This window comes from Aeromonas sp. INTO2, from assembly GCF_049860605.1.
Classification (GTDB): domain Bacteria; phylum Pseudomonadota; class Gammaproteobacteria; order Enterobacterales; family Aeromonadaceae; genus Aeromonas; species Aeromonas caviae.
In genome coordinates, this window is sequence record NZ_CP187588.1 from 1327969 (window position 1) to 1353542 (window position 25574).

General features: G+C 60.5%; 19 protein-coding genes and 1 pseudogene. 16 read left to right on the forward strand and 4 right to left on the reverse strand.

Features of this window, described 5'->3' with window-relative positions:
* Positions 1 to 68 precede the first annotated feature (68 nt).
* A complete protein-coding gene (locus ACPW74_RS06370; RefSeq protein ID WP_202007222.1) occupies positions 69 to 1037 on the reverse strand; it encodes an autotransporter domain-containing protein in 969 nt (322 codons plus the stop codon).
* Positions 1038 to 1369: 332 nt separating this feature from the next.
* On the opposite strand from ACPW74_RS06370, the gene ACPW74_RS06375 reads away from it, so the two are divergent.
* The 5 genes from ACPW74_RS06375 to ACPW74_RS06395 all read left to right on the forward strand — a co-directional run bounded on the left by ACPW74_RS06375 (position 1370) and on the right by ACPW74_RS06395 (position 6080).
* Positions 1370 to 2020, forward strand: coding sequence for a DedA family protein (locus ACPW74_RS06375; protein WP_010675180.1), 651 nt, complete (start codon positions 1370 to 1372; stop codon positions 2018 to 2020).
* 245 nt (positions 2021 to 2265) lie between these two features.
* Positions 2266 to 3561: a DEAD/DEAH box helicase gene (locus ACPW74_RS06380; protein WP_010675179.1), complete on the forward strand. Its 1296-nt coding sequence runs from the start codon at positions 2266 to 2268 to the stop codon at positions 3559 to 3561.
* A 114-nt stretch (positions 3562 to 3675) separates the two neighbouring features.
* Positions 3676 to 4311, forward strand: coding sequence for a DUF2913 family protein (locus ACPW74_RS06385; protein WP_041213094.1), 636 nt, complete (start codon positions 3676 to 3678; stop codon positions 4309 to 4311).
* 252 nt (positions 4312 to 4563) lie between these two features.
* Positions 4564 to 5604: a M35 family metallo-endopeptidase gene (locus ACPW74_RS06390; RefSeq protein ID WP_029314738.1), complete on the forward strand. Its 1041-nt coding sequence runs from the start codon at positions 4564 to 4566 to the stop codon at positions 5602 to 5604.
* 44 nt (positions 5605 to 5648) lie between these two features.
* Positions 5649 to 6080, forward strand: a complete 432-nt coding sequence (locus tag ACPW74_RS06395) for a hypothetical protein (protein WP_041213092.1) — start codon at positions 5649 to 5651, stop codon at positions 6078 to 6080.
* Here the strand turns inward: ACPW74_RS06395 and ACPW74_RS06400 are convergent.
* Positions 6077 to 6271 (reverse strand): hypothetical protein, encoded by a 195-nt coding sequence (locus tag ACPW74_RS06400; RefSeq protein WP_182976761.1) that lies wholly within the window; start codon positions 6269 to 6271, stop codon positions 6077 to 6079. The two genes, ACPW74_RS06395 and ACPW74_RS06400, sit on opposite strands and share 4 nt — an antisense overlap.
* A 61-nt stretch (positions 6272 to 6332) precedes the next feature.
* Between ACPW74_RS06400 and ACPW74_RS06405 the strand changes: the two genes are divergently transcribed.
* The 5 genes and pseudogenes from ACPW74_RS06405 to ACPW74_RS06425 all read left to right on the forward strand — a co-directional run bounded on the left by ACPW74_RS06405 (position 6333) and on the right by ACPW74_RS06425 (position 9846).
* The gene (locus ACPW74_RS06405; RefSeq protein ID WP_201901233.1) at positions 6333 to 6911 is read left to right on the forward strand and encodes an O-methyltransferase; all 579 of its coding nucleotides are present in this window, start codon (positions 6333 to 6335) and stop codon (positions 6909 to 6911) included.
* A 9-nt stretch (positions 6912 to 6920) separates the two neighbouring features.
* A pseudogene (locus ACPW74_RS06410) lies at positions 6921 to 7269 on the forward strand (nuclear transport factor 2 family protein); the annotation flags it as partial.
* A 331-nt stretch (positions 7270 to 7600) separates the two neighbouring features.
* Complete coding sequence (locus tag ACPW74_RS06415) at positions 7601 to 8374, forward strand: amino acid ABC transporter substrate-binding protein (protein WP_202007226.1); 774 nt, start codon at positions 7601 to 7603, stop codon at positions 8372 to 8374.
* A gap of 57 nt (positions 8375 to 8431) precedes the next feature.
* Complete coding sequence (locus ACPW74_RS06420; RefSeq protein WP_202007228.1) at positions 8432 to 9088, forward strand: amino acid ABC transporter permease; 657 nt, start codon at positions 8432 to 8434, stop codon at positions 9086 to 9088.
* Entirely contained in the window at positions 9085 to 9846 is a 762-nt protein-coding gene (locus ACPW74_RS06425; RefSeq protein WP_202007230.1) for an amino acid ABC transporter ATP-binding protein, read from the forward strand. The genes ACPW74_RS06420 and ACPW74_RS06425 overlap by 4 nt, the downstream gene beginning before the upstream one ends.
* Positions 9847 to 9933: 87 nt before the next feature.
* Here the strand turns inward: ACPW74_RS06425 and ACPW74_RS06430 are convergent, their stop codons facing one another.
* Together ACPW74_RS06430 and gltB are read right to left on the reverse strand one after the other, a co-directional pair.
* On the reverse strand, positions 9934 to 11349 hold the full coding sequence (locus tag ACPW74_RS06430; RefSeq protein ID WP_041214964.1) for an FAD-dependent oxidoreductase: 1416 nt from the start codon (positions 11347 to 11349) through the stop codon (positions 9934 to 9936).
* Positions 11350 to 11361: 12 nt separating this feature from the next.
* Positions 11362 to 15819 (reverse strand): glutamate synthase large subunit, encoded by a 4458-nt coding sequence (gene gltB, locus ACPW74_RS06435; protein ID WP_202007232.1) that lies wholly within the window; start codon positions 15817 to 15819, stop codon positions 11362 to 11364.
* Positions 15820 to 16432: 613 nt separating this feature from the next.
* Between gltB and ACPW74_RS06440 the strand changes: the two genes are divergently transcribed.
* From ACPW74_RS06440 to ACPW74_RS06465, 6 genes are all read left to right on the forward strand, one after another.
* A complete protein-coding gene (locus ACPW74_RS06440) occupies positions 16433 to 17377 on the forward strand; it encodes a TIGR01212 family radical SAM protein (protein ID WP_202007234.1) in 945 nt (314 codons plus the stop codon).
* A gap of 370 nt (positions 17378 to 17747) precedes the next feature.
* Positions 17748 to 19892: a type I secretion system permease/ATPase gene (locus ACPW74_RS06445; protein ID WP_039040368.1), complete on the forward strand. Its 2145-nt coding sequence runs from the start codon at positions 17748 to 17750 to the stop codon at positions 19890 to 19892.
* The gene (locus ACPW74_RS06450; protein ID WP_010675165.1) at positions 19885 to 21300 is read left to right on the forward strand and encodes an HlyD family type I secretion periplasmic adaptor subunit; all 1416 of its coding nucleotides are present in this window, start codon (positions 19885 to 19887) and stop codon (positions 21298 to 21300) included. The genes ACPW74_RS06445 and ACPW74_RS06450 overlap by 8 nt, the downstream gene beginning before the upstream one ends.
* A 35-nt stretch (positions 21301 to 21335) precedes the next feature.
* Positions 21336 to 22667, forward strand: coding sequence for a TolC family outer membrane protein (locus ACPW74_RS06455; RefSeq protein WP_010675164.1), 1332 nt, complete (start codon positions 21336 to 21338; stop codon positions 22665 to 22667).
* A 114-nt stretch (positions 22668 to 22781) separates the two neighbouring features.
* A complete protein-coding gene (locus ACPW74_RS06460; protein WP_424930935.1) occupies positions 22782 to 23525 on the forward strand; it encodes a transglutaminase-like cysteine peptidase in 744 nt (247 codons plus the stop codon).
* 3 nt (positions 23526 to 23528) lie between these two features.
* Positions 23529 to 25454, forward strand: coding sequence for an EAL domain-containing protein (locus ACPW74_RS06465; protein WP_223920376.1), 1926 nt, complete (start codon positions 23529 to 23531; stop codon positions 25452 to 25454).
* Positions 25455 to 25574: the final 120 nt, after the last annotated feature.

Consider the following 25574-nt stretch of genomic DNA (forward strand, 5'->3'; position numbering starts at 1 on the left):
GCAATTGAGTCAAATGTGCGTTCAGTCAGAGATTTGGTGATGGGGACGGTTCATGTCGCCTTGCGGCGCTAGAAACTCATCGCCAGCCCGATGGAGTAGCCGCTGGTACTGTTGCTGAACATATAGCGGGCCACCAGCCGGGTGCGGGTCACCAGGATGTCGTACTTGCTGCTGTCGAGTTCGAGGCCAAGTCCCAGGGAGTTGAGGCTGTTGAAGCCGAGCAGCCCCCGTTGCTGCCCCAGGTATTCGGTTCTGGCTCCTTCCAGCACGTAGCGAAGGGGCCTGTCCAGCAGGGTCCAGTCCCACAGGGGGGCGCGGCGGCGCAGGTAAAGCCCGAGGTTTTCCGCATCGGCCTGACCGCTGACGCTCTCGGCGGTGCCGGTGAAGCTTTGCAGATGCTGGTAGGAGTAGCGCAGCTCGGCATCGATGTCCTGGGCGGCGGAGAAGAGCTCATAGTCCAGCATCAATGAGCCGCCGAGGCCATAGACATTGAGGGTGCCGCCGTCGAGGAAGTCCAGATTCTGGCCGCTCCTGTGCTCGAGCAGGGCGGCCCCGATGCGAAGGTCGCTGGCCACCGTGCCCAGGGTGACATTGGCGATGGGCCGCAGCACCAGATTGCCACCAACGCGATCCCGGTGGACGCCGACATCCCAGCCGATGCCGCCGGTGGCGCTCAGGCTGTTCCATTTGGTGGGAATGGTGCGGGTCTCGTTGCCATCGGTGAACACGAACTGGGGATCGTAGCGGCTGTAGCCCAGGGTGCCCTCCAGATAGAGGGGAACATCCTCGCTCAGGGTAGCGCCACCCCCGAGCTGGGTGATGGTGAGGGCAGAGGTGTCGTTGGTGCCGCTGCCGATATTCAGGTTGCTGGCGGTGATATCCGGCACCACGGCGTAGCTCATCAGGGAGACGACGGCGTTGGCGCGCTGTTGAACCAGGCTCTCGTCGCTGGCGCGGGCCTTTGTCACAAGACCGGCAGAGACGCCGACAATAACCGCCAGCAAGGAAAGTGTGTGAGAAGAGAGCTGTCTTGCCATACCTGGCTCCATGAGTACCCCGTCCATCGGGGCATGTTCACACTGTAACGGGTTTCATCTGGCTTGGCAGCCTGGCAAGGGCCGACCCGTCCTGTTTTGGGGTGTGCGCATTGGCCTGATGGGCCAAGCTGCCCTCGCTTTGGCGGGGGCAGGGGGTCGCGAGAAGGGTGAACCGCTGGGCAGAAATCACAGACATTAATTTATTGTTCAGTTCCCCGGGTGTATAAGAGGCCTCCCATACGAACATTGGGGTGGTAGCAGGGATGGATTACCAGACGGGGCCTTCGGGTCATCATGACGAATGCGCATTACGTTGATGGGAGTCACACCAGATGCAGGACATGCTGCTTGCCATATGGCATCAGGATTTTGATCAGCTTATACAAATGCAGGCAATCGGTCTGCTCGTCACCTGTCTGGTGGTGATCCTCTTCCTTGAATCGAGCTTCGTCTTTCTGCCCCTGCCCGGTGACAGCCTGGTGCTGCTGGCGGGCGGTCTGGTGGGCATGGGGGTGCTGGGGCCCGAGGTGACCTTGCTCTATCTGCCGCTCGCGGCCGGGATAGGGAGCGTGCTCGCCTACTGGCAAGGGCAGGCACTGCATGGCACCCGTTTCATGGGCCATGTGGAGCGAATGATCCCGGAAGGGAGCCTGCCCAGGGCCTCCCGACTGCTGGATCGTTACGGCTTCTGGGCCATGTTCGTGTCCCGTTTCATCCCCTTCGTGAGAGTGTTGACCCCCATGTTGATGGGAGTCTCCCGCCTGCACCTGCTGCGGGTGGCCGTGGCGAGTTTTGCCAGCGCCTTCCTCTGGTCCCTGGTATTGAGCATGGTGGGCAAGATGGTGATGGCGACCCCGGTCTTTGCCCATCATCAGGAGCTGCTGACCAAGTGCCTGCTTGTCACCTCTTTCGGGCTGTTCGTCATCGCGGTGGCGGCCATCGGCATGCGGCTGCTCAAGCGTCCGAGCAAGCGGGTGCGCTGATCTCACTGCCCGGGCTGCGCCTGCTGCCGCGTCTGGCGGGCGCAGCCCCCGGAAAAATACAGGCCATTTGAGGCGGCATTCCTGTCGCCTATCTGTTACACTTCGCGCCCGCCATTTTCCGGCTCATCTTCTGATCTGATGTCAGACCCAGCCGTCCTTGGCTCCATGCCTCGCCGATGCCAGGCCACACGCCGGCCCAGGCCACCCACGCCAACTACAGCTCCGCTGGAACACAGGAACCCAACATGAGATTTGAATCGTTCGATTTTGCCCCCGAGATTTTGCGCGCCATCTCAGATTGCGGTTATCAGGAGATGACCCCTGTGCAGAGCCAGGCCATCCCGGCCATTCGCCGTGGTCGCGATGTGCTGGCCAGTGCCCAGACCGGTACCGGCAAGACAGCCGCCTTTGCGTTGCCCATCCTGCAACGTCTGGTAGACAACCCGGCGCCGGTGCAGCCTTCCAATGCCCGCGTGCTGATCCTGACCCCGACCCGCGAGCTGGCAGCCCAGGTGGCGAGCAATATCAACGATTTCGCCAAGTATCTTGATATCACTACCCTCACCATCGTGGGTGGCGGCAAACAGGATGTGCAGGCCAAGAAGCTCAAAGCGGGCGCACACATCATAGTGGCCACCCCTGGCCGTCTGCTCGAGCACCTCACCGCCTGCAACCTGAGCCTCTCCGGGGTCGAGACTCTGGTGCTGGACGAGGCGGATCGCATCCTCGACATGGGCTTTAGCGCCGATGTGCAGCAGATCCTGCAGGCGGTCAACAAGACCCGCCAGAACCTGCTCTTCTCCGCCACCTTCTCCGAGGCGGTGAAAAAGCTGGCCAACCTCATGCTGGACAAACCCCAGGTGGTGGCCGTCGACAAGCAGAACTCTACTGCCGACACCGTGAGCCACACCGTCTATCCGGTGGAACAGAAGCGCAAACGCGAGCTGCTCTCCGAGCTTATCGGCAAGCAGAACTGGCAGCAGGTGCTGGTGTTTGCCAGCACCCGCGAGAGCTGCGATGAACTGGTGGAGGAGCTCAACCTCGACGGCATCAAGTCTGCCGTGGTGCACGGTGACAAGGCCCAGGGGAGCCGTCGCCGTGCCTTGCGTGAATTCACCGAAGGCAAGCTGCGGGTGCTGGTGGCCACCGAGGTGGCCGCCCGCGGCCTGGACATTCCGAGCCTGGAATACGTGGTCAACTATGATCTGCCGTTCCTCGCGGAAGATTACGTGCACCGTATCGGCCGAACCGGTCGCGCTGGCAAGAGCGGCATGGCCATCTCCTTCGTCAGTCGCGAGGAGGAGCGCACCCTGCTGGAGATCGAGGCCCTCATCGGCCAGAAGATCCGCCGCATCATGGTGCCGGGTTACGAGGTGAGCAGCCGTGACGACCTCATCAAGCAGTTGCAGGAGCGCCGCCGCTTCGGCAAGCGCCCGCAGCGTGAAGACAATGCCGCCGCCCAGGCCATGGCCGAGGCGAAACTGCAAGGTCAGCGCCTCAAGCGTCTGGCGGCGGCCAAGAAGCCCCGTCAGCCGAAATAAGGCAACGTCGCACCCTCCCGGTCGGGGAGGGGCGTTTACTCTCCAAAGGCGCCACTGGCGCCTTTGTGCTGTCGATGACGCGGCCCCTGGCCGCCCCGTTTCAGAGGATCCGAGATGACCCTTCCTGCTTACAATCAGGCCCTGCTCGAGATGGCCCGCCAGAGCCTGGCGGAGCTGGAGCGCACCGCTGCCCAGAAGACGGGCAAACGCACCCCCGCCCAGGAGAGCCACTTTCTCTGTACCTGGATGGCGGATTCTCTCAAGGAGAAACGCTTCTCCCGGCTGGTGATGGAGGATCTCAAGGCCTGGGTGCAACTGGGGCGGACGCTGGGGGCGGGGGCCGATCTCAAGGGGCTGCTTGAGCGGGTGCAGCGCCAGTATGAGCGTGCCATGCATGAGCCGGTACAGCTGGGGGCGCGCCTGGCCGATCTGCTTTTGGCGCTGGAGGGGGCGGGCTGGCTGGTGTTCACCGACAGCGAACTGAACACCCGGCAGCGGCTGCTGAGTCAGGGGCAATCCAGCCTGATCATCTCGGCCAGCGAGTATCAGGGCCATATCGAGGGAGGTGAGCTGGTCAAGCCCCTCACCCTCTATGTGCGCGGGGACGAGCAGGTACTGGCCGAGGCGGCATTTGCCCGGGGCCTGCTGCTGAGCCAGGGCAACAAGAAAACCACCCTGGTCAAGCACCACAAGGCCTATCGGCTGATGCCGGGCAACGCGCAGCCTGCCCTGGCGCTGCTGTCCTCCTGATCCCGCCTTCTCATCCCGTCACCCGGCCCTGCGCCGGGTTTTTTATGGCAAATGCACCCCACGGGGTTGCCTGCACGCTCGGGCCGGGCGGGCAATCTTTGTCGCAGCCAAGGAGCTCCCCCTCTGATGGGGGGCGTCCCCCATATGGAGGGATGGTGGGGTGGTGCTTCTGCTCTAGGGTGGATGGGCCCCAAAGAGGGCCTTAAAGGAAGCAGACCGCCTGACAAGGCGACACTCAATGAATGAGGAAACATGATGAAAGCGACTCCAATTGCCCTGTTGCTGGCCGGCGTGCTGGCGTCCCCGCTCTGCGCCGCCGGACTCGATGCCCGGCTCACTCTGGTGGAGGGCAGCACAGACGATGTGCGCGTCAACCTGACCCTGACCAACACCGGGGAGAAGCCGGTTCGTCTGCTCAAATGGCAACTGCCGGGCAGCGAGGATGCCCCCCTGTTCCAGGTGGAGCGTGACGGCCAGCCGGTGGATTACGAAGGGGCCCTGATCAAGCGGGCCGCCCCGAGTGACAAGGACTATCAACTGCTCAAGGCAGGCCAGAGCCTGACTGTGCAGGCGGAGGTCTCCGGTCTCTACGACATGAGCGCCCAGGGCCAGTACAGCATCCGTTACCTGCTGCCGACCGTGGCGCAGGAGGGGAAAGCGGCCAAGGCCAAACAGGCCCAGGCGAGCGAGTCCAATGCCGTGACCCTCTGGGTGGACGGGGTGAGCGACGATCGGGTGCTGGCCAAGGCGGCGGTGGCCGAGCCCCAGGCAGTGAGCGCCTCGGTCAGCTTCAGCGGCCGTTGCACCAACACCCAGAAGAGCGACATCCTGGCGGCGCTCGATGCCGCGAGTGGCATCGCCAACAACTCCAGCAGCTACCTCGCGGTGGACAAGCCGAATGGGCAGCGCTACCGCAGCTGGTTTGGCGCCTATGACGCCACCCGCTGGAACCAGGCCGAGACCAACTTCAGCAAGATCAAGGATGCCATCGACAACAAGCCGCTCACCTTCGACTGCGGTTGCAAGCAGAGCTACTTTGCCTATGTCTATCCGGACCAGCCCTACAAGGTCTATCTGTGCAAGAGCTTCTGGACAGCGCCGGTCACCGGGACCGATTCCCGCGCCGGCACCATTGTCCACGAGCTGAGCCACTTCAACGTGGTGGCGGGCACCGACGATCTGGGATACGGTCAGGCCAATGCGCGCAATCTGGCGAGCACGGATCCCCAGAAGGCCCTGAACAATGCCGACAACCATGAATATTTCGCCGAGAATACCCCGAGCGAAAATTGAGTTGCAAACAGGGGCCGGATGGCCCCTTTTTTGACGGAGGCACCATGATGACACTCTTGCTCACCACCCTGGCACTGGCGCCCTTGCAGTGCGAGCTGTCGGTCAGCGCAGAGAGCGGGGTGAACGAACCCCTGCCCCTGGTGATGACCCTGACCAACCGGGGGGAGACGCCCCTCGAGGTATTGACCTGGTTCACCCCCTTCGAGGGGTGGTTTGCCGATGCCATCGACCTGACCCGCGATGGGCAGCCGCTGGACTATCGAGGGCCGCTTGCCAAGCGAGGTACCCCCGGGGACGGCGACTTCCTGCACCTGGGGGCAGGGGAGCAGAGCCAGGCCGATGCGGATCTGGCGCAGGCCTACGATCTGTCCCAACCGGGCCGCTACCGGCTCAGCTATCGTGCTCAGCCCCTGACGCTGACCAAGGGCGTGGCGCCCAGCTGCCCCGCCATCGACTTTACCCGGGTGGCCCCCTAGGCGATCTGCGGCTTGCCCTTGGTATCCAGCAGCCCGACGGCGCGGGTGGCCACCGCCAGACTGCGTGACGATTGGCTTTCCCGCCAGCAGCAGTGCACCAGCGTGATCACATAGTGAGCCAGGGTGTTGTCTTTATCCGGATGACGCAGGGGATGGGCCACCGAGTGGGTCGATAGCAAAATGATGAACATGAGGGGCGGTCCAGCCATGCCATGCACCGGGCCGACTCGTTTACACCGTCAAGGAGGGGACATGGCACTGGAACAACTGAAACGGGAGCTGGAGCGCTTTGGCGAGCAGAATGACGGCGCGCAACACTCCCGTGGCAGCAAGATGCTCAACATTACCCGCGACACCGGCGAACTGCTGGCGGTGCTGGTGCAGACGAGGGGGGCGCAGGCTGTGCTGGAGATCGGCACCTCCAACGGTTACTCCACCCTCTGGCTGGCCGAGGCAGTGAAACGGCTGGGGGGCCGGGTCACCACCATCGAGCTGGACGAGGGCAAACGGACCATGGCGGCGACCAACTTTGAGCGGGCCGGGCTCACTCCCTGGATTGAGCAGTTGGCGGGGGATGCCGGCAGCCTGTTGCCCTGCCTGCCGACGGCGGGCTATCAGCTCATTTTTCTGGACTCCGATCGCCGCCATTACCAGGCCTGGTGGCCAGAGATCCAGCGCCTGCTTGCCCCTCGTGGCCTGCTAGTGGTGGACAATGCCATCTCCCATGAGGACGAGATGAGGGAGTGGATGGCACAGGTGCGGCGTGACCCCGATTTCCTGACTTCCCTGGTGCCGGTGGGCAAGGGGGAGTGGCTGGTGGTGCGGTTGTAGGGGAAAGGCATGGAAAACAAGACCATGGAACCAAAAGCAGTTGTGGAGGCCTACTGGCAGGCCATGCAAAGCAACGATTTCGTCAAGACCCCCAGGTGGCTGAGCGATGACTTTCTCTGTGACTGGCCAACGTCGGGGGAGCGGCGCGAGGGGCGGGTCAACTTCGTCGAGATCCATCGGCGCTACCCGGCGGCCGGGCCCTGGAATGTCGACATCGTCCGCCTGCTGGAGCAGGGCGGGAGGTGGTGACCGAAGGGGTGATCACTGACGGTGACGTCAAGGCGCGCGCCATCGCGGCTTTACCTTCCACGTGGTGCGTGGCAATCCCATTTGCCATCAGACTGAATTTTGGCCCGATTGATACGTTGTGTCGTGATTGGGCCACTCTGCCATCCCGCGGGAGCTGCAACCCGCCTGATATGGTTTCCGCTGACGGAGCGCCGCCAGCGGGGCAATTCCTCGGCCAGCCCGGCCATTATTTATTCGTTATTCATTATTTCGCTAAATATCCCGTATTTCATGGTTGGGTCATGCCATGAGCCACGTTATGTTTCATCCATACCGCCAGCAAGCACTATGAAGGTTATCTCTGCCGATAATTAATTTAAATTAAACATGATAACCGGCTGGTTTTATTTTGTGGTGGTTGGCAAGCGCTCTGGATGTTCATAAATATAACGAGGTGAATAATGAAAAAACGGCACTCCCTGTTTTTAATGGCGGCACTGCCGCTGGCACTGATGACATCGGTACAGGCACAGTCAAGCCTGGCCGATATCCAGCGGGCCGGAGTGATCAAGATCGGCACCGAAGGGACCTATCCTCCCTTCACCTACCACGACAAGAGCGGCAAGCTGGTGGGCTTTGACGTGGAGATCGGCGAGCTGATAGCAAGCGGTCTGGGCGTGAAGCCGCAGTTCGTCGAGGGCAAGTGGGACGGGCTTATCGCCGGGGTGGACGCCAAGCGCTACGACCTGGTGCTCAACGAAGTGGCCATCACCCCTGAACGGCTGAAAAAATATGATTTTTCAGACCCCTACATCACTTCCAAGGCGGTGATCGTGGTGCACAGCGACAACCAAAGCATCAAGAGTTTTGCCGATCTGAAGGGCAAGAAATCCTCCCAGTCCCTGACCAGCAACTTCGCCCACCTGGCGAAATCATCGGGTGCCGAGGTGGTGGCCACCGAGGGATTCAACCAGTCACTCGAACTGGTGCTGACCGGGCGGGTGGATGCCACCATCAACGACAGCCTCTCCTTCCTCGACTTCAAGAAACAGAAGCCAGACGCCAAATTGAAGGTGGCGGCCAGCGAGGCCAAGGGGGAGCAATCTGCCGCCCTGCTCGCCAAGGGGCAACCCGAGTTGCTGGCTGCCATCAATCAGGCGCTGCGCAATGCCAAGCAGGATGGCGAATATCAGAAAATATCGCAGAAATATTTCGGCGCCGACGTCTCGCAATAATATCGCGGCAACATAATAACAACTGAGGATATTAACGTGCCGGCCTGGTTGCAGTTAATGATCGACTCTTTTTGGCCCCTGCTCAGTGCGGGGCTTATTTTTTCTGTGCCACTCACTCTGATTACCTTCGTGCTGGGAATCGTGCTCGGCTTGTCGGTGGCGCTGGCCAGATTATATGGTCCGGCCCCGCTGGTGATGCTGGTCCGCTTCTATGTCTGGCTTATTCGGGGCACGCCGCTGCTGGTGCAGCTGTTTCTGATCTTTTACGGTCTGCCGAGCGCCGGCATCGTGCTGGACGCCTTCACCGCCGCCGTCATCGGTTTCACCCTCAACATCGGTGCCTACAGCTCGGAGATCATTCGTGCCACCCTGGCGGCCATCCCCAAGGGGCAGTGGGAGGCGGCCTACTCCATCGGCATGAACTGGCCCCAGGTGATGTGGCGGGTGATCCTGCCGCAGGCGGCGCGCATCGCGGTGCCACCGCTCTCCAACACCTTCATCTCCCTGGTCAAAGACACGTCGCTGGCGGCGGCGGTGACCGTGCCCGAGCTGTTTCAGGCGGCCCAGCGACTCGCCTCTGTCACCTATGAGCCGCTCATCCTCTATGTCGAGACGGCTCTCATCTACCTGTTGTTCAGCTCGGTGCTCTCCACCCTGCAAGACAAGCTGGAGCAGCGACTGGCTTACAAAGAGACCCGGGAGGTCGCCCTATGATCCGCTTGAGTGGCATCGAGAAACAGTTTGCGGGGCAGCGCGTGTTGAAAGGGGTGGGGCTGGCGATGGCCGCGGGCAGCGTCACCGCCCTGATCGGTCCCTCCGGCAGCGGCAAGAGTACCTTGCTGCGCTGTGTGAACCTGCTGGAGCGACCCGATGCAGGCCAGCTGGTGCTGGGGGGCCGCGAGCTCGACTTTACCCGGCATCTGTCACGGCAAAGCGTGCTGGCCCTGCGCCAGCAGACCGGCATGGTGTTCCAGAATTTCCAGCTGTTCCCGCACATGACGGTGCTGGAGAACGTGATGGAAGGGTTGGTGACCGTGTTGAAGTGGCCCAGGGAGAGGGCAGTGGCGCGCGCCCTGCAACTACTCGACAAGGTGGGGCTCAGGCACAAGGCCGAGGCGGTGCCTGCCACCCTCTCCGGCGGTCAGCAGCAGCGGGTCGCCATTGCCCGGGCGCTGGCGCCATCCCCCAAGGTGCTGCTCTGTGACGAGCCTACCTCGGCACTGGATCCCGAGCTTGCCCAGGAGGTGGTGGCCGTGCTGCGCCAGCTGGCCAGTGAGGGGACCACCATGCTGATCGCCACCCATGACTTGCGTCTTGCAGCCCAGATTGCGCAGCAGGTGATCTTCCTGGAGGCCGGGGAGGTGGTGGAGGCGGGCAGTGCGCGTCAGATGTTCACCACCCCCAAGCGGGCACGTACCTTCGAATACATCTCCACCCTCACCGAACGGCTGCCGGAGAGCTGGAGTATCTAGCCGGTTCTGGCGGATTGAGAGCGAGATAAAAAAAACAGCCCTGCAGGAGCGGGGCTGTTTGCATGGCTGCTTGGTTATAACGGCAGATCACACGGCCAGGTAGTCCATGATCCCTTCGGCCGCCTTGCGACCCTCATAAATGGCGGTCACCACCAGATCCGAGCCGCGCACCGCGTCACCACCGGCGAACACCTTGGGGTTGCTGGTCTGGAAGGCGTACTCGGCCTTCTCGGGCGCTTTGATGCGATCCCGGCCGTCGAGCTCGACGCCGTGCTCTGCCATCCAGGGCTGGGGGTTGGGCTGGAAGCCGAACGCCATCACCACCGCATCGGCGGGCAGCACCTGCTCGGAGCCTTCAATGACTACCGGATTGCGGCGGCCATTGGCATCGGGGGCGCCGAGCTCTGTGCTCACCACCTTGATGCCGCAGGTGCGGCCGTGGGCGTCCAGCTCCACGCCGATGGGCTGGAGGTTGAACATGAATTCCACCCCTTCCTCCTGGGCGTTTTTCACCTCCCGCTTGGAGCCCGGCATGTTCTCGGCATCCCGGCGGTAGGCGCAGATCACCCGATCGGCCCCCTGGCGGATGGCGGTGCGCACGCAGTCCATGGCGGTGTCGCCGCCCCCCAGCACCACTACCTGCTTGCCGGCGAAGTCGATGTAATCGGCTTGCGCCTTCTCAAAGCCCAGCAGCCGGTTGGCGTTGGAGATGAGGTAGGGCAGGGCGTCGTAGACCCCCGGCGCCTCTTCGTTGGCAAAGCCGCCCTTCATGTACTTGTAGGTGCCGACCCCGAGGAAGACCGCATCGAACTCGCCGAGCAGGTCGGCGAAGGTGACGTCACGGCCCACTTCGGTCTCGAGGCGAAACTCCACCCCCATCCCCTCGAAGATCTCGCGGCGGCGCTGCATCACCTCTTTCTCCAGCTTGAAGGAGGGGATACCGAAGGTGAGCAGGCCGCCGATCTCCGGGTACTTGTCGAACACCACAGGGGTGACGCCATTGCGTGCCAGCACGTCGGCACAGGCAAGGCCCGCGGGGCCCGCGCCAATGACGGCGACCCGCTTGTCGGTCTTGACCACCTTGGAGAGATCCGGGCGCCAGCCCATCTCGAACGCCTTGTCGGTGATGTACTTTTCGATGTTGCCGATGGTGACGGCGCCGAATCTGTCGTTGAGGGTGCAGGCACCCTCACACAGTCTGTCTTGCGGGCAAACGCGGCCACATACCTCCGGCAGGCTGTTGGTCTGGTGGGAGAGCTCCACCGCCTCCAGGATGCGTCCCTCGTTGGCCAGCTTCAGCCAGTTGGGGATGTAGTTGTGTACCGGGCACTTCCACTCGCAATAGGGGTTGCCGCAGTCGAGGCAGCGATCTGCCTGCATGCCAACCTGGGCCTGGTTGAAGGGCTCGTAGATCTCCACGAACTGGATCTTGCGGATCTTGAGCGGCTTCTTGGGCGGGTCGACCCGCTGGACATCGATAAACTGGAATACGTTCTGGCTCATAGGGTTCCCTCCTTATTGCGCCTGGATTCTGAGTTCTGCACTGGAACGGCTGGTGTGGCCAAGCAGGGACTTGACGTCGCTGGACTTGGGTTTGATCAGCCTGAACTTGGGCACATAGGAGTCGAAGTTGGCCAGGATCTCCTCGGCACGCGAGCTGCCTGTCTCGTTGAGGTGCGCCGTGATGATACCGCGCAGGTGCTCCTGGTGGATGGCAAGATCCGCCACCTCCAGCAGTTCGACCAGCTCGGGGTTGGTGCGCTTGGCAAAGTTGCCGCACTCGTCGAGCACGTAGGCGAAGCCGCCTGTCATGCCCGCCGCGAAGTTGACGCCGGTCTTGCCGAGCACGGTGACGATGCCGCCTGTCATGTATTCACAGCCGTTGTCACCGATCCCCTCGACTACCGCGAGGGCCCCTGAGTTGCGCACCGCGAAACGCTCGCCGGCAGTGCCTGCGGCATAGAGCTTGCCGCCGGTGGCGCCGTAAAGGCAGGTGTTGCCGATGATGGCCGCCTCGTGGGACTTGAATGCCACGCCGACGTGGGGCTTGATCACCAGCTTGCCGCCGGTCATCCCCTTGCCCACGTAGTCGTTGGCATCCCCGGTGAGGATCATCTCAAGGCCACCGGCGTTCCAGACGCCGAAGCTCTGGCCGGCGGTGCCGTTGAAGTGCACCTTGACCGGATCGGCCGCCATGCCCTGGTTGCCGTGGCGCTTGACGATTTCGCCGGACAGACGCGCACCCACGGAGCGGTCGGTGTTGCGGATGTCGTAGCGGAACTCGCCGCCACTCATGTTTTCCACCGCGTCCAGCAGGTCTTCCACCATCTTGAGGTTCAAGGGCCCCTTATCGAAGGTGGGGTTGTGCTGCTGGCTGAACAGACTGGAGCCTGCCGGTGCAACCGGGGCCGCCAGGATACCGGACAAGTCCAGCTTGGCCTGACGAGCGGTGAGGCCGGGCAGGGCTTCCAGCAGGTCGGTGCGGCCGATGAGGTCGGTGAGCTGGGTGACACCGAGCTCGGCCATCAGCTCGCGGGTCTCCTCGGCGATGAACTTGAAGTAGTTCATCACCATCTCCGGCAGGCCGGTGAAGTGTTCGCGGCGCAGCTTCTCATCCTGAGTGGCGACGCCGGTGGCGCAGTTGTTCAGGTGGCAGATACGCAGGTATTTACAGCCGAGCGCCACCATGGGGCCGGTACCGAAGCCGAAGCTCTCGGCGCCGAGGATGGCCGCCTTGATGATGTCGAGACCGGTCTTGAGACCACCGTCCACCTGCAGCCGCACCTTGTGGCGCAGGCCGTTGGCGACCAGGGCCTGCTGGGTTTCGGCCAGCCCCAGCTCCCAGGGGGAGCCGGCGTATTTGACCGAGGTGAGCGGGCTCGCGCCGGTGCCGCCGTCATAGCCGGAGACGGTGATGAAGTCCGCATAGGCCTTGGCCACGCCGCAGGCGATGGTGCCGACGCCGGGCTCGGAGACCAGTTTCACCGACACCAGGCAGTTCGGGTTGATCTGCTTGATGTCGAAGATGAGCTGGGCCAAGTCCTCGATGGAGTAGATGTCGTGGTGGGGCGGCGGGGAGATCAGGGTCACGCCGGGCACGGAGTAGCGCAGCTTGGCTATCTGGGCCGTCACCTTGTCACCGGGCAGCTGGCCACCCTCGCCGGGCTTGGCGCCCTGGGCCACCTTGATCTGCACCACGTCCGCGTTCATCAGGTAGTGGGGGGTGACGCCGAAGCGACCCGAGGCCACCTGCTTGATGCGGGAGTTCTTCTCGGTGCCGAAGCGCTTGGGATCCTCGCCGCCTTCGCCGGAGTTGCTCTGACCGCCGAGGCGGTTCATGGCGATGGCCAGGGCCTCGTGGGCTTCAGGGCCCAGGGCGCCGATGGACATGGCGGCGGAGTCGAAGCGGGGGAACAGCTTGGCCGCAGGCTCGACCTGATCCAGCGCCACCGGGTTGTCGACTTTCTTCAAGGTGAGCAGGTCGCGCAGGGTCGCCACCGGGCGCTCGTTCACCAGACGCGCGTACTCCTTGTAATCGCTGTAGTTGCCGGAGCGCACCGCCACTTGCAGGGTCTGCACCACGTCCGGGTTGTAGGTGTGGTACTCGCCGCCGTGGACGAATTTCAAGAGGCCGCCCTGGGTCAGCGGCTTGCGGCCGAGCCAGGCCAGACGGGACAGATTGATCTGATCCTGCTGGATGTCGGCAAAGTCGGCACCCTGGATGCGGCTCGATACGCCGCGGAAGCAGAGTTCGACCACAGCCTTGGAGAGGCCGACGGCTTCGAACAGCTGGGAGCAGCGGTAGCTTGCCACCGTGCTGATGCCCATCTTGGACATCACCTTGTAGAGGCCCTTGTTGATGCCGTTGCGGTAGTTGAGCATGGCCTGGCGCAGGCTCATCTTGAGCACGCCCTCTTCTACCTGCTTGGCGAGGGTCTCGTAGGCGAGATAGGGGTAGATGGCGGTGGCGCCAAAGCCCAGCAGCACGGCGAAGTGGTGCGGGTCGCGCACGCTCGCGGTCTCCACCAGGATATTGGCGTCGCAGCGCAGGTTGTTGTCCACCAGGGTACGCTGCACCGCACCCACCGCCATGGCGGCCGGGATGGGCAGGGTATCAGGGCTGATGTCCCGGTCTGACAATACCAGCAGCACCGCGCCGCTGCGGGCCGCTTCAGCGGCCTCGTGGCAGAGGCGCTCGAGGGCGGCTTGCAGCCCCTCTTCGGGCAGGTAGTTGAGGCTCAGCACCGCATGGCGGTAGTGCTCCCCTTCCAGGGCCAGCAACTGATGGAAGTCGGAGTAGAGCAGGATCGGCGACTGGAACAGCACCCGGTGGGCGTGACCGAAGGTCTCGTTGAACACGTTCTGTTCGCGGCCGATACAAGTGGCCAGGGACATGACGTGATTTTCCCGCAGGGGATCGATGGGCGGGTTGGTCACCTGGGCGAACATCTGGCGGAAGTAGTCGTACAGGGTACGCTGGCTGGAGGAGAGCACCGCCATCGGGGTGTCATCCCCCATGGAGCCCACCGCCTCCTGACCATTCTCGCCGAGCACGCGGATCACCTGATCCAGCTCTTCAAAGGAGTAGCCGAACAGCTTCTGGTAAGTCTTGAGCCGGTCATCCGGGAATTCCCGCGATCCCGTGCTGGCATCGTCCATCTGCTCGAAGGGCACCAGGCGCTTGCAGTGCTTGTCCATCCACTGCTTGTAGGTGTGACGGCTCTTGAGATCGTCATCAATTTCGAAGCTGGTCCAGATCTTGCCGTTGCTGGTATCGACCACGAACAGCTCCCCCGGGCCGACACGGCCCTTCTCCAGCACTTCGTCCGGGGTGTAGTCCCAGGTGCCCACTTCGGAGGCCAGCGTGATGAACTTGTCCTTGGTGATGACGTAACGTGCCGGACGCAGACCGTTTCTGTCGAGTGCGCAGGTAGCGTAGCGACCGTCGGTCATGACGATGCCGGCCGGGCCGTCCCAGGGCTCCATGTGCATGGAGTTGAAGTCGTAGAAGGCGCGCAGGTCGTCATCCATGTTCGGGTGCTTCTGCCACGCAGGCGGGATCAGCAGGCGCATGGCTCGGAACAGGTCCATGCCGCCGGCCAGGAAGAGATCCAGCATGTTGTCGAGGCTGGAGGAATCCGACCCCGTGGTGTTGACGAAGGGGGCGGCCTCTTGCAGATCGGGGATCAGCGGGGTGGCGAACTTGTAGCTGCGCGCCTTGGCCCACTGGCGGTTGCCGGCAATGGTGTTGATCTCGCCGTTGTGGGCGAGGTAGCGGAACGGCTGCGCCAGCGGCCAGCGTGGGCTGGTGTTGGTGGAGAAACGCTGGTGGAACACGCAGATGGCGGCCTGCATGCGGATGTCGGCCAGATCCAGATAGAAGCGCGGCAAATCCACCGGCATGCACAGTCCCTTGTAGACGGTGACCAAGTTGGAGAGGCTGACCACATAGAAGTAGTCGTCGCTGATGCGTTTCTCGATGCGGCGGCGCACGATATAGAGGCGGCGCTCGAGATCCTTGTCGACCCAGCCCGGGGGCGCGTTGACAAAGACCTGTTCAATACTGGGCAGGGACGCCTTGGCGATGGAACCGAGTACATTGGTATCGATGGGCACCTTGCGCCAGCCGACCAGACTCAGGGTCTCTCTTTCCAGCTCCTCGTCGATGATGTCGCGAGTGGCCTGGGCCAATACGGGGTCCGGGTTGAGAAACAGCATGCCGACCGCGTAGTTGCGGCCCAGGTGCCATCCCTTCTCTTCGGCGACAGCTCTGAAGAAGCTGTCGGGTTTTTGCAGCAACAGGCCGCAGCCGTCGCCGGTCTTGCCATCGGCGGAGATACCGCCGCGGTGCTGCATGCGAGCCAAGGCTGACATCGCGAGACGGACAAGCTTGTGGCTGGCTTCCCCTTCCATGTGGGCCAACAGGCCGAAGCCACAGTTATCCCTCTCCAGCTTTGGATCATATAGTGACATTGCATTTCTCCCTTGCTCGGCCTTCCATCGCACTGTCATCAACAGACTGCATAAATTGCGATTGGCTCTTGTGGTTCCGTCCGCCTGAGGTGGCGAATCTCCAAACTAATGGGATTTTCGGGCAAGGTCAATTGGACATCCCGCTTGTTTGCAATGTTACATCGCCATAACAAAATGTGGGTTTTTGAGACTCAATCAGCATTTTTGTGTATTTATGACTGCCTTTTATTTATTTTTCGGCTTTATATTCTGGTTATGGACGGTTTGGTGGTTGACTGCATGGTGGCGGGAAACTGTAGTAATTTTACAAAGTCATCTCTGGTGTGCTTGGCGGGAATCACATTTCAGGATCCTGCGTCTTGCATTTGTCCATAAGCAGACTAAACAGGATTTTTTCAGTAGTTACAGCCGGTTATGGGCGAGAGGTTATGACACTTTTCTCCAGGTTGCAGGAGTGACAGGTTGTCAAAAGTGACCGTGAATGCCGACTGTTGGGTATTTATCACATCTAACGTGAATATTTATATGATTTTTGGGTAGAGAGCGGGATTGATCCAGCGCAGCCTGCCCGCCGGGCTGCGTCGCTAGAATGACACCTCATTTCGGAGGTGTCATGCAGTTACACGAACTCATCAATACATTTGGCCAGGATCTCAAGCAACGCCACGGCCAGAAGATCCACAAACTCTCCATTCACGGGGCCTTTACCTGCCCCAACCGGGACGGCACCCTGGGCCGGGGTGGCTGCACTTTCTGCAATGTCTCCTCCTTTGCCGACGAGTCGGCCCAGCAACTCTCCGTGGTGCAGCAACTGCTGGCACGCCGGGACGAGGTAACCCGGGCCAGGCGCTATCTGGCCTACTTTCAGGCCTATACCAGTACTTATGCCGAAGTGGAGTACCTTCAGCGCATGTATGAAGAAGCCTTGTCGGTGAGCGACATGGTGGGGCTCTGCGTCGGAACTCGCCCTGATTGTGTACCCGATGCGGTGCTGGATCTGCTGGCAGGTTATCAGGCCAGAGGTTACGAGGTGTGGCTGGAGCTCGGGCTGCAAAGTGCCAATGACAAAACGTTGCAACGCATCAATCGGGGTCACGGCTATGCCGCTTATGCCGATGCCGTTGCCCGAGCCCATCTGCGAGGCATCAAGGTGTGTGCCCACCTCATCGTGGGCCTGCCCGGCGAGGTGCCGATGGACAGCCTGGAAACCCTCCACCGTGTCGTGGAGACCGGCGTCGAGGGGATCAAGCTTCACCCACTGCATGTGGTGGAGGGGAGCACTCTTGGCAAGGCGTGGCAGGCGGGACGGTTGGATGTGTTGACGATGGAGCAGTATGTGGCGGCGGCGGTCGCCATGATCCAGTACACGCCTCCCGAGGTGGTCTATCACAGGGTCTCGGCGTCGGCGCGCCGCCCGACCCTGCTGGCCCCCGCCTGGTGCGAGAAACGCTGGAGCGCCATGACCGCCATTGCCGCGGCGCTGGCACGCTCAGGCCCTCAGGGACACTGCCTGGGACGCCCTTTTTCTCTCCCTTCCACAGGCGAGTGCCAACTCTAATTTCGTCAAAAAAACAGTGGGTTATTAGATGAAATTCAGTCTTTGGAGTATAGTTTCGTTCAAGTCACCTTGATAAGATGGTCGGCTTGAAAAAAGATATAGTTATCAATAACTCTTTGCAGTTTGTATACCGGGCGGGCTTTCTTCGTACCGGGTGGCATATTTCTTGGCAACATCAGGTGCCCGGCATGTCCCCTCCGTTTCCGGCATGAAAATCTGTGAGGGAGGCGAGACATGCAGTGTCCCGGCTCTGTGCGCTAATCGGGTTGTGGGTCTGGGTGGCGAGGTCTGTTCTGTTTTTCCGGATCGCCGCCGGGCTTTGGATATTCGGCCCCGAGACAACCTTCTGAATCATGTTTGATGGGATGCTATGCAAGCAGAAACCAGCCATATAGATGAACTGTTGGAGTGCCTGGTCTTTTTGACCCGCTTTTACGGGGTGCCCAACAGTCAGGATGCTCTCACCACCGGCTTGCCACTGGTCTCCGGGCGTCTCAGCACGGCGCTCTTCAGTCGTGCCGCCGAGCGGGGTGGTCTCTCTGCCCGCGAAGTGATTCAGCCCCTTGAACAGATCTCCTCCCTGCTGCTGCCCTGCGTCTTGCAGACGCGCAATGGCGGCGCCTGCATCTTGCTTGAATGGAATGAAGAACGGACCCAGGCGAGGGTCATCTTTCCCCAGGCCGGAGACGCGGCCCAATGGGTCAGTCTTGCCCAGCTGGGTGACGAGTACAATGGTCGTCTGTTCTACGTCAAGCGGCAGTTCAAGTTTGATGAGCGCTCGCCCAAAGTGCTGGAGACCCGTGATGGTCACTGGTTCTGGAGCACCTTGTTCGAGTCCCGCGGTATCTATCGGGATGTGCTGGTGGCCTCGATCCTCATCAACCTGTTTGCCATCGCCAGCCCCCTGTTCACCATGAACGTCTATGACAAGATTGTGCCCAACCTGGCATTCGACTCCCTCTGGGTGCTGGCGGTTGGAGCCATGGTGGTGTTCACCTTCGACTTCGTGATGCGCCAGCTGCGCAGCTACTTCATCGATATTGCAGGCAAGAAATCCGACGTGCTGTTGTCGGCCAAAATCTTTGCCAAGGTGATGGGCATGAAGATGGAGTCCAGGCCTGCGTCGACCGGTGCCTTTGCCAAGCACTTGCAGGAGTTTGAATCGGTGCGCGAGTTTTTCACGTCGGCCACCGTCTCCACCCTGATCGATCTGCCGTTTGCCATATTCTTCCTCTTCATCATCTGGATTTTCGCCGGTGTCATGGTGGTGGTGCCCATCATCGCCATCCTGATCCTGGTGGCCTACAGCTTCTACATTCAGGCACCGCTGAAGCAATCCATCGAGGAGGGCTCCCGGCTCGCCTCCCAGAAGAACGCCAATCTGATCGAAAGCATCTCGGGCCTTGAGACCGTGAAGATTTTCGGGGCCGAGAGCATGTTCCAGCACCGCTGGGAGCAGGCGGTGTCCCACATCTCGACCTGGGGCGTGCAGACCCGGCGCATCACCAACTCCATGTCTTCTCTGGCGAGCTACATCCAGCAGGTGGTGACAGTGGGACTGGTGATCGTCGGTGTTTACCAGATCTCGGAAGGGTTGGTGACCATGGGGGGCATGATAGCGGCCGTGATGCTGTCGAGCCGGGCCATCGCCCCCATGGTGCAGCTCTCGGTACTCTCCACCCGCTACAACCAGGCCAAGTCGGCGCTCGAGATCCTGGAGAAGATCATGATGACGCCGGGTGAGCAGGAGGAGGGCAGGCAGTACATCCACCATCCGGTCATCCAGGGGCGCATCGAGTTTGAAAATGTCTCCTTCAAGTATCCGGGCATGGAGAGCAGTACCCTGCACAACATCAACCTGCGCATCGAGCCGGGTGAGAAGGTGGCCATCATCGGGCGGATTGGTGCGGGTAAAACCACGCTGGAGAAATTGCTGATGGGCCTCTATCGCCCGACTGACGGCCTGGTGCGTCTGGATGGCTTTGAGCTGGACCAACTGCCGCCGACCATCATTCGCCGCAACATCGGCTGTGTGCCGCAAGATGTGACCCTCTTCTTTGGTTCCGTGCGGGACAACATCATGCTGGGTAATCCCCTGGTGGACGATGCCCGTGTCTTGCGCGCCGCCAAGCGGGCCGGGGTCACCAACTTTACCAACCGGGATCCCAACGGTCTCGACAGACAGATTGGCGAAGGGGGACGTCAGCTCTCCGGTGGCCAGCGTCAGTCCATCCTGCTGGCTCGCGCTCTGCTCAACGATCCCCCCATTCTGGTGATGGACGAGCCGACCTCCAACATGGACAACCAGTCAGAGATGCACGTGAAGCAGGAGCTGGCGCGGCTCGGCCCCGAAACCACCCTTATCCTCATCACCCACAAGACCTCCATGCTGGATGTCGCTTCCCGTGTCATCGTCGTGGAGCAGGGGAAGATAGTGGCGGACGGTCCCAAAGAGGTGGTGTTGCAGCAATTGAAGGAAGGCAAGGTGCGGGTGCAGGAGACGGCGAATGGCTAACCACTGGTTCAAGAAAACGCCCTCAGATACGGTCTTGCCTGCACCCGAACATCTCGAGTACGTGGATGACGGTGCCGCCGCCGTGCTGCTGACGACACCCACCCGTGCCAGAGTCCTGCTGTGGGCCTGCTTCCTGTTTTTTGTCAGCGCCATCGTCTGGGCTGCCTGGGCAGAGCTGGATGAAGTGACCGTCGGCCAGGGCAAGGTGATACCGTCGCGCCAGTTGCAGGTGATCCAGAACCTGGAAGGGGGGATCGTCAAGGAGATCTTCGTCAAGGAGGGGGACATCGTCGAGAAGGGACAGCCACTGCTGCGCATCGACGATACCCGCTTCAAGTCGGATTTTCGCGAACGGGAGCAGGAGCTGGTCACCCTCAAGGGGGATATCGCCCGCCTGCGCGCCGAAATTCGCAGCGTGGTGGTCAAGAACGAGCCCAATCTGGGCTGGCGTGAACAGGTTGCCATCGACAAACAGGCCATCGAGTTCCCCGAAGGGTACGAGAATGTATTTGCCGAATATGCCGCCCGTGAAAGATCGGTGCAGGAGGCGCGGTTAAACAACCTCAAGAACCAGCTCTACATCCTGGGACAGCAGATCGAGCAGAAAGAGCAGGAGACCATAGAGCTCAATGCCAAGATCCGGACCGTAGGTCGCAGCGTTGATTTGGCTCGTCAGGAGCTGAACATCAGCCGTCCTCTCGCAAAAGAGGGTATAGTTCCTCAAGTGGAGCTAATTAAACTGGAGCGGCAGGTCAACGAAATGCAAGGGGAGCTGGAGGCGAACCGCCTGCTGGTGCCCAAGCTCAACTCGGTACTGCGGGAGACCATCTCGAAGCGAAATGATATCGCCCTGAAATTCCGGGCGGACTCCCAGACCGAGCTGAACGAACGTCAAGGCAAGTTGAGCCAGTTGTCAGAGGGCCAGGTCGGCCTCAGGGACAGAGTCGATCGTACCAGTGTGATTGCGCCTCTCAAGGGGACCATCAAAAAGCTCAAGATTAATACGCTGGGTGGGGTCGTTCAGCCGGGCATGGACCTGATGGAGATAGTGCCGCTGGAAGACACCCTGCTGGTTGAAGCCAAGGTGTCGCCCAAGGACATCGCGTTCCTCAGACCCGGACTGGAGGCCGTGGTCAAGATAACTGCCTATGATTTCACTATTTATGGAGGTTTACATGGCAAGGTTGAACAGATAAGTGCCGACTCAATCCAGGATGAGGAGGGCAATTCCTTCTATCTGGTGCGAGTACGAACCGAGAAGAGTTATCTGGGCGATGAGCTTAACGCACTTCCCATCATCCCCGGTATGTTAGCCAGTGCAGATATTATTACTGGTAAAAAAAGTGTCCTAGACTACTTGCTGAAACCCATCTTGAGGGCTAAGCAGTCGGCACTGAGAGAACGATAAGCCAACAATCTAAAAACAACATGACTGGAGATACCATGAAGAAGACGATTGTTGCCATGCTGGTTAGTGGCACCATACTGTTCCCGGGCCTGAGCCAGGCACAGACGCTGGAACAGTCAGTGGCGCAGTCACTGGCTACCCATCCGAAAATCAAGGAAGCTTTTGATCTCTATCAGGCACGACTGTATCAGCATGATGGAGCCAAGGGCGGCTATTACCCCACCATTGATCTGCGTGGTGGCGTCGGTTACGAGAAGACTGACAGTCCCTCGACCCGTGCCGCAGGTCCCAATTCACAGACGATCGATGACTCCATGACGCGCAAGGAGGCCGGGATCAGCCTTCGCCAGATGCTGTTTGACGGCTTTGATGTCAGCAGCAACGTGGCACGGACCGATGCCGCCGCCCAGGCCCAGCGCCTGGCGATGATCTCCGAGGCGGAGAACACGGCCCTGCGCGTGGCCGAGGTCTACCTCAACATGCTGCGTCAGCAGGAGATCCTGGAGCTGTCCAAGCAGAACCTTGAAACCCACGAACAGATCCGCAGTGACATCCAGAAACGGACCGACTCCGGTCTGGGGTCGACCGCTGACCAGACCCAGATCGACGGTCGTGTGGCTCGGGCGTACTCCAACCAGGCGGCGGCGGAGAACAACTATCGGGATGCCGAGAGCGAGTTCATCCGTGTCGTCAATGAAGTGCCCAAGGATCTCGTTCAGCCAGTACCGAACACCCAACTCCTGCCCGCAACGCTGGAAGATGCGCTGAAGACGGCAACAGAGGTTCACCCGACCCTGCTGTCATCCCTGCAGGACATCGAAGAGGCGAAGTATCAGCATGAAGGCTCCAAGTCCGGGTTCTACCCGAACGTAGCCTTTGAAGTGGATCAGAACTGGAACGAGGACATCGATGCGGTCAAAGGCCGTAACGACGATCTCACCGCCATGGTCCGGATGCGTTACAACCTGTTCCGCGGTGGGTCCGATCTGGCAGAAAGCAAGGCAACCTCAGCCCTCTATTCCCAGGCCAAAGACATTCACATGAATGCCTTCCGTCAGGTGGAAGAGGGGACCCGCCTCGCCTGGAACGCCAAAGAGTCGCTGGCCAAGCAAAAAGTCTTCCTCAAAGAGCACGTGGACGCCAGCTATGACACCGTACAGGCCTACAAGAAGCAATTCGGCCTGGGCCAACGGACCTTGCTGGACGTGCTGAACACGGAGAACGAACTGTTCGAGGCTCGCCGCAGCTACATCACGGCCGAGTACGACTCCCTGTTGGCAGATTATCGTATCCTCAATGCCACCGGTGGTCTGCTCAATGCCCTGAATGTGCAGCAACCGGCTGAATGGCAGGCCAACAACAACTGATGGCCCTGCCACTGATGTCATATCAGGCAAGGGGAATGGCTGCAGCGTGCTGCAGTCATTCTTTTATGCGTCCGGTGGTCAGGGGATGATGGCGGCGTCATGACACAGAAAGAAGTGGCATCGACAGGCTGGAGCCGACGTGATGGGTATCGAGCTGTAGCAGGTGCACGTGCGCCCTGGCGGGTTCGCCTGCTATGGCTGGCCCTGCTGGCGATCCCCCTGCTGCTCAGCGCCAGCCAGCCTCTCTCACCGGAGGATATGAAACTGGTCAAGCGCGCGGAGGAGACCTATGGCCCCAGGGCCGGCAAACGGGTCACCAGCTGGCGCACTTTGGCAATGCAGAACAAGGCAGCGGGGCTGACGGATCGGCAGAAGCTGGAGAAGGTGAACCAGTTCTTCAACCAGATGCGTTTCATCGATGACATCAAGTTGTGGCACAAGAAGGATTATTGGGCGACACCGCTGGAATTTCTGGGCGCAGCAGGAGGAGATTGTGAAGACTTCAGCATTTCCAAGTATTTTACCTTGCTGGAACTTGGCATCCCTGATGAAAAAATGCGAATGGTATATGTCAAGGCATTGGATTATAACCAGTTTCATATGGTCGTTGCCTACTATGAGGCGCCTGCGGCAGTACCCCTGATTCTGGACAATCTTGTCGGCTCAATTCGCCCGGCGACCCAACGGGCGGATTTGTTGCCAATTTACAGTTTTAACGGTAGTCACTTGTGGCTGATGAAAGCGCGTGGTCAAGGGGAACTGGCCGGGCAATCATCCCGCTTGGGATTATGGACAGACTTACGCAATCGCATGACATCGGGGCGATTGGCTCGGCCTGCGGTCAATTTGGATGATTAACCTATGACGCTCTACAGACAACTATTGGCAACCATGCTGCTGCTGTTCGGATTGCTGTTTGCCGCCACCTATTGGGTGCAATTCAATTCGACCCGCAACTACCTGGCGCAGCAGCAGGAGACCACCGTCATCAATACGTCCACCGCACTGGGTCTGGCGCTGACCCCCTATCTGGAGAACGGCGACAAGGTCAGTGCCGAATCCGTGATCAAGGCGGTGTTCGACGGGGGTTACTACAAGCTGGTCCGTCTCGATCTGCTGGCCTCCAAGGATGTCATCGAGCTGGAGAACAGCAGCCATATTGAAGGGGTCCCACAGTGGTTCATTGGGCTGGATCTGTTCCCTGAAGTGGCCAATGAATCGATTTTGACGTCGGGTTGGCTGCAACTGGGCAAGCTGAAGGTCGTCGGCCACCCTGGACAAGCCTACTACGAGCTTTGGAAAGGAATGAGCGAACTGGCCACCTGGTTCCTGGTCGGCTTTCTCGTCACTACTCTCTTGCTGATGCGGGCGCTCAATTATCTGCTCAAACCGCTCAAGCTGATTTGCGATCAGGCGGTTGAAATCGAGCTGCACCATTTCGGCCACGCCATTCCCGAGCCCAAGACCCGCGAGCTGCGGCAAGTGGTACAGGCCATCAATACCCTTTCCAGCAAGCTTGCCGTGCAGTTCAAAGAGCAGGCCGACGAAGCCGAGAATCTGCGAGCCCGCGTCTATGTGGATGCCGTCTCCGGGCTTGGCAACCGCTCTTACTTCGTCGGGCAGGTCAATGCCTGGATTGCGGAGGCCGGGCAGGGCGGGGTCATGCTGGTGGCCGTCGACATGCTGGACGATCTCTATCGGGAAGAGGGCTTTGCTGCAAGGGACAACATGGTCAAGTCCATTGCACAGGTGCTCAGGGAACTGCTGGATGGCTGGGATGGCGCGGCGCTGGCCCGGATCTCGGCGACGGAGTATGCCTTGCTCTGCCCCACCGATGATCTGTCTCAGCTCAAGGAGCTGGCGGAGCTCATCAACAGCCGTATCGCCGATCTGGTTGTCAATCCCATGGGAGAAAGCGGTGCGCTGTCCGTCGTCGGCATCGCCGGCCGTGATGGCAATGACGATCTCTCGGCCCTGCTGACGAAGGCGGATAACGCCCTTGGCAAAGCGCGCAATGAGCGGCGCGGTGCCGTCGTGATGGAAGGCGGCAATGAGCAGGGACTGATGGGACGCCTTGCCTGGCGAGACCTGGTGCAGGATGCCATTGCCAGACATCTCTGGCGCTTCAAGGCACAGCCTGCATGTCGCTTCGATGATGGTACCCGCCTGCATGCCGAGTTGTTCGCGGCCATCTCGCGAGATGGAACAGATTACTTCGCAGGGCAGTTCTTGCCTGCGATCGAGCAGTTCAAGATGGGGGCAGAGTTTGACAAGGCGGTGCTGGAAGCCTGCGTCCCCTTGTTCAAGCAGCAACCGGAATTGGTGTTGGCAGTCAATATCACGGCGGGTTCTCTCTGTTCGGATGAGTTCCTGACATGGCTCAGAGGCTATCTGTCGCTGAACGTGGAGCTGAAGGAGCGACTGCTGTTCGAGATCCCGGAAGCGGCCATCATGAAACACAAAGAGTATGTGACTCATCTGGTTGAGCTGTTGCGAGAGCACGGCTTCTTGTGGGGGGTCGATCACTATGGCCGGCACTTCCAGTCCCTCGGCTATCTGGAAGAGCTGACCCCCACCTATGTCAAGGTGGACCACGGGTATACCAGCCAGGTCATGGAACCAGGCGCCGATACCTCCTTTCTGGCGGCTGTCTGTCGGGCTGCCCACAATGCGGGTGTCACGACCATCGCCACCCGGGTGGAAGATCAACGGCAGGTTGAATTGTTGTCCAGTTTGCATATCGATGGTTATCAGGGGTTCGTTCACCCTGCATTTCCACTGGCATAAGCGGTACAACTCGATAGAAAGGGGCCCATTAAGGGCCCTTTTTTATATCTGTTTAGAATATGTACATCATTTTTACGCGACAAACAGGTAATATCACTAAAACTCGCGCTGTTACTTAAT